Origin of the sequence: Flavobacterium sp. SORGH_AS_0622, assembly GCF_030818825.1 — a bacterium.
Lineage (GTDB): Bacteria > Bacteroidota > Bacteroidia > Flavobacteriales > Flavobacteriaceae > Flavobacterium.
Map to the genome: position 1 here is coordinate 1,114,693 of NZ_JAUTAX010000001.1, position 12,743 is coordinate 1,127,435.

Here is a 12,743-nt window from a genome sequence, read left to right on the forward strand (position 1 = left end):
TGTTTGATATTTTATCAGATATATACATCCTCACTGCTTTGCAGGCTTGTTTTAAACTATCCTACTTTTTGAAATTACAGTGAAAAAGCTAATAATCATAAACAACTTCACTTGCCTATAGGTGTCTGCTCGGCCAAAAATATAAAGCCGGCTTAGAGCCGGCTTCAAAGAATTAACTAACTGTTCTTTTCTTAATCCGTTCCTTAATCTGATACAAGTTTCTGCTCATCAGATTGAGTATCTGCTTATGGTGCTTGGAAGCATTATTTTTAAGTCCTCTGCACTGTATAATTTCCATGTTTTTAAGAGACAGCTCAATAGTTTCAACGGACTGGCTGTCTACTTTAGCTGAAAGTATAAGCGAGTTTTTCTTCTTGTAATACTCGTTTGTAAACACGCAGTGATGCAGGTTATCTCCCTCTTCTATAAAATCCTGCACAGTTTCAATTACAGAGACAGTCAGGTTTTTTTCAGAAAAACAAAGTCCTAAAAAGTCCTTTTTTTCCTCGGCATAAACGCTCTGAGCTTCGAGTATTTCCGAGCGCATCTCAATCAGGTATTTTCGGCGCTGAATGGCTCTTTTTTTAACAACAAGCCTGTCATGAGTTTCGCGCAGATTGTCGGGACAGACGTATAAAGCACAGCTGAGGTCTTTTTTAAACCATCTTAAAAGGCTGATATAATCCTCCCAAATCTTATAATCTGAAATGATATATTTGTTTTTAAGGCAGGTTTTTACAGCCTGCCAATTCTGTTTTAGATGCTGCTCAGAAGAAGTCAGATAGTAGGTCAGCATTGAAATCTGTGAAGATTTCAAGAGGGTTTCCGCTAGGGAATCTTTCAATAGTGCAGAAAAAAGCATCTGCGGTGCGATATTGTGCAGTGATGTTTTAAATCCGTTTCGTCTAAGGGAGCTGATAATTTTAAGTTTTGGATAAACCCTGTAAGGGGCAATGCGGTATTTAGCACACTTCTGAAAATCCTTTGGGCGTATCTCAAGGGGAGAATAATATTTCCACTGGTCGTAAGCCTGAGAAAAAACATTGACAGAAAGCGACATTGTGCGCACTTCTCCTTTGGGATTAATCCAATGCTGCATAACCTCCTTATGAAAATAGGTCGGTGCAAAACCTTTCTTCATCTGCTTGTGGGAACAGATGATGCGCACAAGCTGAAAATCTCCTGCCGTGTCCAAAACCGCTGAGTATTCAATTTCCGTGAAATGCGTTTTGTTGTAAGGCTGCATCTTAAGTTTTCCACGGCAAGCCGAGCATTTGATATAGTCCTGACATTCAGGTGTAGTGCATTGAGGCTTCCACGCGTGACAGCAGTCAAGACAGTGAAATTTACCCCTTGACAATACGCCCCATTTTAAAAAAATGGATTTTTCCGCCCATGCAGCAACTTGGACAGGCACGGGTGCAAGTGAAGCACTCAGTGCTGTAATCTGTTTTTCGATGATTGTTTTAGGTGTCATAGGTCAAAAAGCGTTAGGGTTGTCTGTGCCTGTTTAGCGGTCTTTTGCAACGAAATGTCTTTTACAGGAACAGGTGCATCGGGAATAACCTGTCTGGCATTTTCTGCAATAGGGGCGGGAGCGGAGAACAAATCAGCCTCTTAGGCTGATTTGTTGTCACTCTGCATTTGATTTCAGGGATATTTCCGATAGTATCATCGGTGTAATAGGCGACTGCCATGTCGAAAATCTCGCTGTCGTCAAAGGCGCATTCGCCTGTTTTCATTACTTCGGAGATGATGTATTTAAGGCAGTTTTCCAAATTTTTTGAAGCCTTTAAAAGCATGGTTGCAAAAGCGGTATCCGACTGGGATTTCTCTTTCAGGAAGTCCTCTATCCTTGTTTTGAATTTTTCTGAACCTTTCATAATGGATGTTTTAAGGTTATAGCTATTTCTCAAAAGTGCTTCTGTAGATGTCAAAACAGTATTCCTCGAAGCATAACCAGCACACAAAAGTGTAATGGGGCAGACGGTGGCGGTTTTTAACCGCTTCGCCAAGTGATTCCTCTATTTCTTCTCTGATATTTTCCAAATCATCAAGATGTCTGATATAGAAATTTTTACAGTCGGCGTGATAGATAAAATCTCCAATCATTCCGCTGATGCAGCCCATCCTCTGCAAATCCTCCAAAAAGGATTTGAGCTGCTGCTTTTTAGTCCCGTCATAAGATTCTAAATCTGAAAGAATGATTTCATTGAATACCCTGCTTACAGGATATTCGGCGTATATTGATTTTGAAAAGGCGTGCATAACTAATAATTTTTTAGGCTTATACATTTAAATTCCGAGTTTAGAACGGCAGGTCGTCGGGGCCTTTTTCATCCTGTTTTGAAACTGCTTTATCCTGCGCAGGTGCTGAGGCATTATCGCTGACAAAGGCTATAATCTTGATGTTTGAGGTGTGAAAAGTCAGGCTTCCGTGCGCCTGCGAGTCATTACCGATGTAGACATTCAGACCGATTCGTCCGAACAGCTCCACGGCAGTTCCTTTTTTAAGATACTGCGCCACGCCTGTAGAAAGCCAGTACGAGCAGTCGATGTAGGTTACAATTTTTTTGATCTCGGTACTGTTTTTAGGCTTGTAGCTGTCGTTTACGGCGATTGAGAAATTAACCACCTGTTTTTCTGTGTTTACTTTTGCCACTACGGCATCTTTAGTAAGTCGTCCAATGATTTCCATGATTCTAAAATTTAAGTGAGTAAAATTTTCAAGTCTCTTTCTCCCTCTCCCAAAAATTATTTTCAAAAGAAAAAACGGGAAAAAAGAAAGCAAGAATCAAGTGGACCGCTTGAGGATGCGGAGTGCTATAAGTCCCGAAGGGCGGCGGAGGGAAACAAAGCCGTTATGCGCATGCAGCGTCCGGGGGACACTATCTTGGCTGCCCTTTTAGCCCGTTTCGAATGAAAATTAAAATTGAGTCTCAGCGATCTGCAGTTCTGTGGGGTTGACAGCCAAGGTTATGCGGAATTATATAATGCAAGTGGTAAAATAGTCAACGAGAATCGGTAATCAGGAAATTTATTATTTTATCAGGGAAAATCGTATCTTAGCTTTTCAAGAAAAATTTCAGAAGAGCAGCTGCCCGCTGCGGATGACTATGGGACCGGAAAATTTTATCACACTCTCTCAGCTTAACTATCAGATACATCAGGCAATAAGTGACCGTTTCAAGGGACAAACCTTTTGGGTGGTGGCCGATGTGACCAGTCACAGCTTTAAGACAGATAAAAAAATCCATTACTTTGAGCTGGTGGAGAAAGGAGAAAAGAACAGTGCCATAACAGCTAAAATTATGGGCAAAGCCTGGGGCGAGGGAGCAATTCATCTGTCAGATTTTGAAAAGAAGACAGGACAGCGTTTTACCAACAACCTGCATGTGCTTGTAAAGGTCAGTGTGGACTACCATCCGCTGTATGGACTCTCTGTTAATGTGCTGGACATAGACGTTAATTTCACTCTCGGTATATTGGAACAGCAGCGCAATGCAACTCTTAAAAGACTGGAGGCTGAAAATGATTTTATCATTAAGACCTCTGAGGGATATTCCACCCTGAACAGCCGACTGAAACTCCCGGTTGTGATCCAAAGGGTTGCCGTTATATCAGCAAGCAATTCGGCGGGAAATGAGGATTTTCGCCATACCCTGCAGCACAATGATTTTGGTTATGTCTTTCAGATTGATGATTATTATACCATAGTGCAGGGAGACAACAATGCGAAACTTTTTTTGAATAAACTCATCGAAGTTTATAACAGCGGCATTAAGTACGATGCCGTGGTCATTACAAGGGGAGGCGGGGCGCAGTCCGACTTTCTGATTTTTGACAATTACAGTATTGGAAGGGCGGTAGCTAAGTTTCCAATTCCTGTTATCACCGGGATTGGGCACCAGAAAAATGTAAGCATTACAGATATGATGGCGCACACAAACACCAAAACACCAACTAAGGCAGCTGAATTTATTATTGCCCATAACAGGAAATTTGAACTGGCTCTGCTTTCGCTCCAGCAGCATATCGTGATTAAGTCACAACAGCTGTTCTTAAACCAATACAAAGAGCTGGAATTGCTTAAAAAGAATATTTCACGCAATTCAACTGCGCTGCTGGCACAGCACAAAGACCAACTTTATGATATGAGGCAAAGACTGGCGGGTTACGTGAAAGACATCCTTCATGAGAAGAAACAGCAGCTTGCCTTAACTTGGCAGAGAAACGCGAGCCTTTCACAAAACCTTATTGAGCGCCGCCGTAATGAAATGTTTTTTATGGCAGCAAACCTCAAAGTCTTTACAGCCGGATACCTGAAAACCAGTACCCTGAATCTGAATCATATGCAGAAAAGCATCAGAATGATGTCACCGCAGAATATCCTTAGAAAAGGTTATGCTGTTGTGAAAGCCAAAGGGAAAATTACCAGCAGTACAGAACAGATAAAAGAAGGAGATCAAATAGAAGTCATCCTTTACGACAGCATACTCAAAACGACTGTTACAAATAAAAGATCCTACGATGGAAGAGACACTGACCTATGAAAACGCATGGAATGAGCTCACGGCGATTTCCAAAGAAATAGAAAATGAAACCATTTCAGTTGATGAACTGGCCGCTAAAGTAAAAAGGGCATCGGAGCTTATCGCTTTCTGCCAGGGCAGACTTAAGGCTACCGAGACCGAGGTGGGCAAAATTATAGACGGTATGGAGAACCAGGCGGATTCTGAAAAATGATAATGATCCCCAAGGAAAATAGTTAGTGGAAAAAGCGGGTGCTTATTTCCACGGCTTATACCATTTTTTTTCTGAATTGGTTTTTTCGTTGTCTTCATCAAATATGTCAGGACGCTCTTGGTTTTTGAAGACATCATCTGGTTCAGCGCTGGATTGCTGCTCATCCTTAAAAGGATCCGGAGCCGTTTTCAGGCTTTCCTGCAGGCTTACAATTTCTGCAGGTGAAGAATCCTCCTGCTCCTCAGAGCCAGCTGTCAGAAAACGAAAAGCAAAATCAATCGGCTTTTCTTTTCCCATTTCAAAAAAGTGGACCATATACTGGTTTTTTTCCTTGTCCACATTCTGTATCTTTCCTTTATTCCATACGGGGTGCATGACCAGATCTCCGACTGTGAAAGCAGTATCTTCTGAGGTTTTTGCCGCTGCGGCAGATTTTGCGGTCTGCATGATCTCGGCTGAGAGTTTCCCTTTACGGACATAAAATTCCTCTTTGATTTCAAATAGAAACCTTGACGGGTATTTGTTCAGGCCTGTTGTGAAATTAAAGCCTTCGGAGTCGGTAATGTAAAATCTTTTCTCCGCACGTGTTACCGCCACATACATCAGCCTTCTTTCTTCCTCAATGGCGCGTTTTCTTCTTTCTTTGATCGAAAGTGCGCTTGGCAGAACCCCTTCGGTAAAGCCGCACAGGAATACATAAGGGAATTCGAGTCCCTTGGAGATATGAATGGTCATCAGGCGTACCTTATCCTGATTCTCGGTATCCTTGTCAAGATCAGTATAGAGCGATACTTCCTGCAGGTATTCGATAATATTTACAGGCCCATTGTTTTCCTTTTCCAGAAGAAGCATTGAGCTGACCAGCTCTTTTATATTTTCAAGCCTATCTTCATCCCCGTCTCTTCGGTAAAGCTCTGAGAGTCCGCTCTTATCGAGTATAATTTTAACAAGGTCGGAGATAGAATTATTTTCAGCATCTTTTTTTCAGTTCGGCAACAAGACTTAGAAAATCTACAGCGCCTTTTTTATTGAGTTCTTTATCCTGTAGATTGTTTTCCAGTGCCTGAAGCAGGGACAGGTTCTGTTCGCCTGCCAAAAGGCTGAGCCTTTCGAGAAATTTTTTTCCAAGTCCTCTCGTAGGATGGTTGAACATACGCAGGAACGAAAAATTATCTCCCTGCACAATAAGCCTTAGGAAAGAGAGAACATCCTTGATTTCTTTACGTTCAAAAAAGCGAACGCCCCCAAAGATTATATAGGGAATGCTATCCTTAATCAGCGCCTGTTCTATATTTCGGGAAAGATGGTTCGAACGGTAAAGTATCGTAATATCTGAATAGGAGGCATCTTCAGATTTTAATATTTCCTTAATCTCCGCTGCCACCCAAAGGGTTTCCTCAAAATCATTTTTACCATGGAAATGGACCACTTCAACCCCTTCGGGATTTTCAGTCACCATATCCTTATCCACCCTGATCTTATTATTTTTAATGATGTGGTTGCCGACTTTCAGGATGTTGGGCGTGGATCGGTAATTCTGGTTCATAATTATCGTCTGGGCTTCCGGAAACATCTGGTCAAATTCTACAAGATACTCGGGTTTTGCACCGCGCCACTCATAGATTGTCTGGTCGGGATCCCCGACAAGGAAAAGATTCTGGTGCACTCGAGACAGCATTTCAACCAAATGGAACTGGCTGTCGGAACTGTCCTGCGCCTCATCGACCTGTATATAATGCAGCATTTCCTGCCATTTTAAAAGAACGTCAGGATTGCTATCCAAAATGAATGCTGTGAAATGGATGAGATCATCGAAGTCCAGCGCATAATTGCGTTTTTGTTTGTCGAGGTACTTTTGATACACCTGACTGGAAAGCGAGTCCTTTTCATCGGGAACAAAAGTTTTATTTTCAATCATATATCCAAGATAATCCGAGGTGCTTTTCTGTTTGGAGATAAAACGCAGGACCTGCTTGAAAGTCAGGTTTTTGGAATTGATGTCAAGTTCGGTGAACACATCCCTCAAGATGGTCTTCTGATCTTCGGCATCTAGTATGATAAAATTTTTCGGGTAATGAATCTTGTTAATTTCCTCACGCAGAAATCTCACGCAAAAACCGTGATAGGTCGTGATGAAACTCACATCGTAAAGATCGCCGATAAGTGCCTTTACACGTTTTTTCATCTCCTGCGCAGCCTTGTTGGTAAAGGTCACGCACAGGATATTGGAAGAATTGATGCCGAGCCTGTCCACAATATAGGCAAAGCGCGAGGTAAGGGCTTTTGTTTTTCCGGATCCTGCACCTGCAATAACGCGTACGTACCCTTCAGTGGTTTTAACCGCCTGAAGCTGTTTTGGGTTTAAATTTTCTAAAATAGGATCAGTCATAATCAAAAATATTTAGCATCAAGCCTCAATGCACTTTGCGCCGCTTACACAAATTTAAGCATTAAATCTTAAGAAACTACAGCGATTTTTTACCGCCAACTGCAAGTTGAAAGGAACGAAATTAATAGTTGAATGCAAATAAAAAATTCGCTATTTTTATATATAACATTAAATGCCAAGCATATGAATATTGATTATCAGGACCGCAATATCTTTGAAACAGATTATATATTTCGAATACAGACCTTTGAACAGTATCTCGAGAATCCGATGTCCTCTCAGGAGCATTATGCAAATTATAAAGCAGGACTGGTACCCAATATCTTTTACGGGCATAATATGGCTGAGGTTCTGCTGCTGTTCAGAAGTGAATTTGATGCAGTAAAAGCAGGTCTTGACCGATATGAAGAGGACAATAACAATGATTTTCCGATGCTCAAATCCTATGTGAATACCGAAAGGGAGCTGCGCAGCATATTGGATGAAGACCAGCTTCGGGATTACACGGCGCTGCTGGAACGGTCATTTGACAATCAAAAAACCGATGCAAAAGCTGCGGCAGTGAGCCGATTTTTCCTGTCAACGCCGATATTGAACAGCTATATATTCCAAATAGAGAAGATATTTGGAAAAGGCATACTGGACTGATTTATTATTTTGCAGGAGTTAGTTCATGACCTTAAATTTCCACGGACCTGTTGAACCGGAAGATTATATTTTACATCCAACCGGCTTAAAAATTTGAATAGTGAACAGCCAGCTGCGGGAAATGGTCGGTCGCCACTAAGCTGCTAATATTCCAGATGGTTTAAAATAAACCCTTCCAGTTCCTTGTCGATCAGCGGGTCACGTTCTGCCGAGGTGAGTATCTTGCTGTAAAGTACTATAAAATTGTCGGCAAAAAATTCTTCCATTGCATCAAGGCACTTTAAAAATGTTGGCTGCGAAGTGGCCCAGAGATATTTACTGGTGTCAGCAAGATCGGTCAGCACAGCCTGATACGTATCCGGCTGTCCCGAGGATTCCAATTTTGCAACGGTAACTTTGAGCTCAAAATCATTGTCATGGCCATTAAATGATCCGGTAAGAAAATAGGCTGTGGTCATAATTAAATTTTTTATTTATTAAAATGCATTTTTATCTGTTTGAATTTCAAAATACGAAAATTCAAAAAAAGATGCTCTGGGCTTTTGCCACCGCTTTTTTCATATCAATTCCTTTTTTGAGCGATCCTTTGAAAATGTCGCCTTCGGATCTCATGCGGGCGATGGAATTCTCGATGGTGAAATCTTTCATTGCCAGTCCATTTTTAACCTCTTCCCAGTGCAGGGGCATGGATACCGTGGCTCCCGGTTTAGGACGAAGCGAATAGGGGCATGCGATAGTGGCACCCGGACGGTTCTGCAGAAAATCAAGGTACATCTTTCCGTTGCGGTTTTTAATCTGGCGTTCCAGGCTTGTGAAATCCGCAAGCTGTGAATGAACGATCGATACGATCATTTTGCCGAACATCTGCGACTGGTCGTAGCTGTATTTGGCGCCCAGCGGGATATAAATGTGAATTCCCGTTGAGCCGGATGTCTTCACATAGCCAGTGATTTCCAGCGCATCGAGTACATTTTTAACCTCGCAGGCAGCTTCGATGACCTGTTCGAAAGTATTTTGGTCCGGATCAAGGTCAATGACGCAGTAATCAGGATTGTCGGGATGCTGCACGCGGCTGAACCATGGGTTCATTTCAATGCAGCCGAGCGATGCCATATACAAAAGTGTCTTTTCATCGTCCCCGACAAGGAATTCCTTGCTTTCCCCGTCACTTGTGGTGTAGGGAAAAGTATCTGCCCATTCGGGAGCTTTTCCTTTGACATCTTTCTGGTAGAAACTTTTGCCGTGGATACCGCCGGGAAAGCGGTTCAGCGACAAAGGACGGTCTTTGAGATAGGGCAGGATGAATTCTGCGGCCTGATAATAATAGTTGAACATGTCACGTTTGGTGAAACCGTCCTCTGGCCAATAGATTTTGCTTAAGTGGGAAAAGGTGAGATTATGGCCTTTAATTTTCTTGGTCTGCGTTTCCTCTGACGGATTCAGCAGAGTGCCGCGCGCGGATTTCCCGGGCGCCGTAAGAGGCGAGGAGACGGACTTCTTCCTGCCGGTTTTAGCATCTTTAACGATGGATGAAGCCGAGTCTTCTTTTTCAAGTACGACATCACCTGCTTTTTTATCGCTTCGCATGCCTTCAAAAGAAGGGTGGCGGAAAACCCCGTCAGAGGTGATTTCTGCAAAGCTGACCTCGCAGACCAAAACGGGCTTGAGCCAGACTGCCTGGGCATGCGGAGGGTTGGGACGGAAACGTGACGGCTTGTTTATATCCGGCTCTGATGCGAAGGGAATTGTTTTGGTTACAAGCGGTTTGAACTGATCCATCATTTCACGCTGCATTTTATCGGTAAATCCGGTCCCGACTTTGCCCGTATAGACCAGCTGTCCATTTTGATAAACACCCAGGAGGAGCGAACTGAAAAGCTTGGAAGAAGAATCATTTTTGGTATATCCTGCAATAACGACTTCCTGTCTTTTGTTTGCCTTGATTTTAAGCCACTGTTTGTTTCGGCTGTCAGGGCTGTAGAGGGAATCTTTCCTTTTGGCCATAATGCCTTCAAGCCCCATTTTTGAGGCAGTCTCAAAGAAGTCTATCCCGCCGCTGAAAGGCTGGCTCAGGCGGATCCTGTCGTCAACACTTGGGATTATCTGTTTTAGGATAAGCTGGCGCTGGGAGAGTTCCAAATCCATAAGGTTGATTCCGTTGTACCACAGAATATCAAAAACGTAAAAAACCAGGTGCCCGTCCGCTTCGCTGCGCCAGTTCTGAAGCGCGCTGAAATCTGCTTTTCCGTCCTCCTGGATTACCAGAATTTCCCCATCCAGTACAGCATTTTTTTTCCAGTGCTGTAATGCGTTTGTGACTGGATAATATTTGTCGGTAAAAGGTTTATTGTTGCGGGAGGAAAGTGAAACCTCTCCCTTATTGATATAGGCGATCGAGCGGTATCCGTCCCATTTTACCTCATAAATCCAAAGGGGATCATCGAAGGGCTCATTTACCAGTGTGGCCAGCATGGGCTTTATACCTGCGAGCATTGCAGCGGGCGTGCCGGCCTGCAGAAGTGCTTTCAGTTCCTGACTGCCATTTGAAGTTTTTTTCTTTGCCATTTTCATTGTTTTGAATAATAAATAAAATGTGAAGCCAGCTGCGATATGTAACGCTGCCGCTCATTGGAAGCAAAAGACAAAAAATCCCCGTTGCATATGTGGCATATGACGGGGATTTGTATAAAGTACAGGCTTGTGCTATTTCGAGCGCAGCACCTGCGCAACAGCATCGGCAGAATTTCCTGCCTGGTCAACTGCTCTCTGCAGTTCTTCCCTGCTGACATTGAATTTTTCTGTCCAGTAGGCTATCTCGTGATCCTCGTTCATATTAATGCGTGACCGGTCCTGCTGTCCTTTTTTGTTTAAATCGTCGCTCATGGTCATTTGATTTTAGAATTAATAATTTATTTCATCACCGGTCAGGTGTTTGTGTTTTTGCCCGAGCCTGCATCTGATGGATTACCGCTGTTTTTTTCATTGCGGTGAGGGCTGGTGCCATCCTGGTCGCTTTCATCGATATCTCCCCAGTCCCCTGTATTTTCATTCTGATTTTCGCCCTCCTTCTGCTGTGCGCTGAGCATTTGATGATATGGGCACTTCTGCAGTTCTTCAGCACTGAAATTATTTCTATTTTCCATGATGTTAGTATTTTATAATTAATCATCTTAAAATTAAGCAGATAAGGTGCAATGTGCTTACAGGACTATTTTAAGATGTTATTTAATTATCATGCGCCGGAATAATCACATCGCTAATAAAAAGAAGGTGATTGCTTTTAAAATGAAATTGGCTTAAAGTTTTCTAGAAAATTTATTTAATAATTTGTAAATTAGAGTGTTGAACAAAAAAAAACAATCTCATGGAACAGCATACTATGGTTTTATCGGCAGCGAAAACTGTACTGCCCGAAAGTATTTCAAGTGATTTTGTTGCCGCACTTATTTCAACCGTGGGCTGACGCAGTTAGAATATTTTGGGCGGGAAATCGACAATCACTGTGATATCATAAGCGACGATATGGAAGCAGTCAGCCGAGGCCTTACCTTTATAGATATCCATTTCGATACGGAACATCCCATTGTATATGAAGGGCTGGACGAATTGCAGGTGGAGACGCTTGCTTTGAATATGCTTACAGAATGCCGTGCTGAAATCCGAAGAGACGAAAAAGACATTACAATATACTTATAAGATGACAGGGAGAAAATCTAAAAAAATTATCTAAAATATTAAATGTTTGAGGCAGAGCTTTCATGATTTTTGATAAAGATGCCCAATATTCAGACTGCGAATTAAAGCGGTATTATCTGATCAGCGAGCGCATATATTTCAGGCCTTTGCACAGCCAGCGCTGCAGCAGATATTTGTGATCGCATTCGCGCACAGGATCAATATAAGTTACTGAGACCTGCTCTATATAATCATCAATCAATGTTCCGGCTTCACTGTATAGCTGCTCTCTTTTAATCCTGCTGATTGTTTCAATTTCTTCTCTGCTCAGTATCACGCCGTTTTGGGCGGCTGAATTGCTGATTATTTCTTTTATAAACTGTTTTTCATTTTCAATGCACCGTGTTATATGATCGCCGTATTCCTGCTCGGGATCGAAAAAATCATCCGGATCATTGTATTGTAAAAATTCGGTTTTCGAGTACAGCTCTTTTTTAAACCGCTCGTGGATTTCCTGATTGCTAAGTCCTTTGAAATAATCTATATCGTGCTGCATATATGCTTAATTTGATTCCAATGCAATTATTTTAGCCTCATAAGGATAGGCAAATTCAGAGACAGCCACTGAATGGTCAAGCCAGGATGCTTCGTCATTTTTGTTCAGAAGGATCGGCATCCTTTTTTTATGGTTATGCACATACTGCATTACCTCGTTTGCTTCTGTAGTAAGCATGGTGTAGGTATTGAATTCCTGACCGGTCGAGGGTTCCGTCCATGTATTGTAAAGGCCGGCAAAAGTAAAGATTTCCTCGTCCTGCGAATTGATCTGGTACTTCTGTTTGGATTTTCCCTTCTCATCATGCCAGCGCCACTCGTAATAGGCAGTTGCAATTATCAGGCAGCGTTTCTCGGTGCTGTCCTTAAAGGAAGCTTTCTCATCAATAGTCTCAATCCTTGCGTTGAGCGTGTTTTTTCGAAAGTCCTTATCTTTAGCCCATGAGGGAAGAAATCCCCAAGTATAGTTCGTGGTGACAAGATCTGGCCTGATATCCAGTATCACGGGCAGGTTGGGATAGGCAAAACCATTTATGAAATCTGTCTGCAGGAAAGTTTCCTCGTTATCAATTTCGATATGAAATCTTTTTTTTACCTGGTCTATCGTTGACATCTGCTGGGTATAATAACACATAAGATATAATTTAGTTCTGTAAGATGTTCGGTTTTAAAATAGGCAGCTTTTTTAAGCTGTGCTTCTGCGCCTTTCCATCAAATTTAAGAAAATATA

16 protein-coding genes are annotated in these 12,743 nt (G+C 42.3%); 4 read left to right on the forward strand and 12 right to left on the reverse strand.

What is annotated here, in order from left to right; translation table 11 throughout:
- Window positions 1-172: 172 nt before the first annotated feature.
- From QE431_RS04760 to QE431_RS04775, 4 genes are all read right to left on the reverse strand, one after another.
- Window positions 173-1,477 carry a PcfJ domain-containing protein gene (locus QE431_RS04760; RefSeq protein WP_307293156.1) on the reverse strand — a complete coding sequence of 435 codons (1,305 nt, stop codon included), beginning with the start codon at window positions 1,475-1,477 and terminating at the stop codon, window positions 173-175.
- A 61-nt stretch (window positions 1,478-1,538) separates the two neighbouring features.
- Entirely contained in the window at window positions 1,539-1,883 is a 345-nt protein-coding gene (locus QE431_RS04765; protein ID WP_307293158.1) for a Cas9 inhibitor AcrIIA9 family protein, read from the reverse strand.
- 22 nt (window positions 1,884-1,905) lie between these two features.
- A complete protein-coding gene (locus QE431_RS04770; RefSeq protein WP_307293161.1) occupies window positions 1,906-2,295 on the reverse strand; it encodes a hypothetical protein in 390 nt (129 codons plus the stop codon).
- Between the two features lie 13 nt (window positions 2,296-2,308).
- Window positions 2,309-2,698, reverse strand: a complete 390-nt coding sequence (locus QE431_RS04775) for a single-stranded DNA-binding protein (RefSeq protein ID WP_307293163.1) — start codon at window positions 2,696-2,698, stop codon at window positions 2,309-2,311.
- A 418-nt stretch (window positions 2,699-3,116) separates the two neighbouring features.
- On the opposite strand from QE431_RS04775, the gene xseA reads away from it, so the two are divergent.
- Together xseA and xseB are read left to right on the forward strand one after the other, a co-directional pair.
- The gene (xseA, locus tag QE431_RS04780) at window positions 3,117-4,553 is read left to right on the forward strand and encodes an exodeoxyribonuclease VII large subunit (protein ID WP_307293165.1); all 1,437 of its coding nucleotides are present in this window, start codon (window positions 3,117-3,119) and stop codon (window positions 4,551-4,553) included.
- Complete coding sequence (xseB, locus tag QE431_RS04785; RefSeq protein ID WP_307293168.1) at window positions 4,531-4,746, forward strand: exodeoxyribonuclease VII small subunit; 216 nt, start codon at window positions 4,531-4,533, stop codon at window positions 4,744-4,746. Before xseA ends, xseB begins: the two co-directional genes overlap by 23 nt.
- Window positions 4,747-4,788: 42 nt before the next feature.
- Here the strand turns inward: xseB and QE431_RS04790 are convergent, their stop codons facing one another.
- Window positions 4,789-5,706 carry an ATP-dependent helicase gene (locus tag QE431_RS04790; protein ID WP_307300506.1) on the reverse strand — a complete coding sequence of 306 codons (918 nt, stop codon included), beginning with the start codon at window positions 5,704-5,706 and terminating at the stop codon, window positions 4,789-4,791.
- A gap of 10 nt (window positions 5,707-5,716) precedes the next feature.
- Window positions 5,717-7,135 carry an ATP-dependent helicase gene (locus QE431_RS04795; RefSeq protein WP_307293170.1) on the reverse strand — a complete coding sequence of 473 codons (1,419 nt, stop codon included), beginning with the start codon at window positions 7,133-7,135 and terminating at the stop codon, window positions 5,717-5,719.
- Between the two features lie 183 nt (window positions 7,136-7,318).
- Here QE431_RS04795 and QE431_RS04800 point away from each other — a divergent pair, with 183 nt between their 5' ends.
- Complete coding sequence (locus QE431_RS04800; RefSeq protein ID WP_307293173.1) at window positions 7,319-7,783, forward strand: hypothetical protein; 465 nt, start codon at window positions 7,319-7,321, stop codon at window positions 7,781-7,783.
- 143 nt (window positions 7,784-7,926) lie between these two features.
- Here the strand turns inward: QE431_RS04800 and QE431_RS04805 are convergent, their stop codons facing one another.
- The 4 genes from QE431_RS04805 to QE431_RS04820 form a co-directional block, all read right to left on the reverse strand.
- Window positions 7,927-8,241 (reverse strand): hypothetical protein, encoded by a 315-nt coding sequence (locus QE431_RS04805; protein WP_307293176.1) that lies wholly within the window; start codon window positions 8,239-8,241, stop codon window positions 7,927-7,929.
- 61 nt (window positions 8,242-8,302) lie between these two features.
- Window positions 8,303-10,348, reverse strand: coding sequence for a DNA ligase D (ligD, locus tag QE431_RS04810; protein WP_307293177.1), 2,046 nt, complete (start codon window positions 10,346-10,348; stop codon window positions 8,303-8,305).
- Window positions 10,349-10,486: 138 nt separating this feature from the next.
- The gene (locus tag QE431_RS04815) at window positions 10,487-10,666 is read right to left on the reverse strand and encodes a DUF3606 domain-containing protein (RefSeq protein ID WP_307293179.1); all 180 of its coding nucleotides are present in this window, start codon (window positions 10,664-10,666) and stop codon (window positions 10,487-10,489) included.
- A gap of 41 nt (window positions 10,667-10,707) precedes the next feature.
- Window positions 10,708-10,926 (reverse strand): hypothetical protein, encoded by a 219-nt coding sequence (locus QE431_RS04820; RefSeq protein ID WP_307293181.1) that lies wholly within the window; start codon window positions 10,924-10,926, stop codon window positions 10,708-10,710.
- A 379-nt stretch (window positions 10,927-11,305) separates the two neighbouring features.
- Here QE431_RS04820 and QE431_RS04825 point away from each other — a divergent pair, with 379 nt between their 5' ends.
- Window positions 11,306-11,479: a hypothetical protein gene (locus QE431_RS04825; RefSeq protein ID WP_307293183.1), complete on the forward strand. Its 174-nt coding sequence runs from the start codon at window positions 11,306-11,308 to the stop codon at window positions 11,477-11,479.
- Window positions 11,480-11,591: 112 nt separating this feature from the next.
- Here the strand turns inward: QE431_RS04825 and QE431_RS04830 are convergent, their stop codons facing one another.
- Window positions 11,592-12,014 (reverse strand): hypothetical protein, encoded by a 423-nt coding sequence (locus tag QE431_RS04830; protein WP_307293184.1) that lies wholly within the window; start codon window positions 12,012-12,014, stop codon window positions 11,592-11,594.
- Window positions 12,015-12,020: 6 nt separating this feature from the next.
- Window positions 12,021-12,647 carry an SOS response-associated peptidase gene (locus tag QE431_RS04835; RefSeq protein ID WP_307293186.1) on the reverse strand — a complete coding sequence of 209 codons (627 nt, stop codon included), beginning with the start codon at window positions 12,645-12,647 and terminating at the stop codon, window positions 12,021-12,023.
- Window positions 12,648-12,743: the final 96 nt, after the last annotated feature.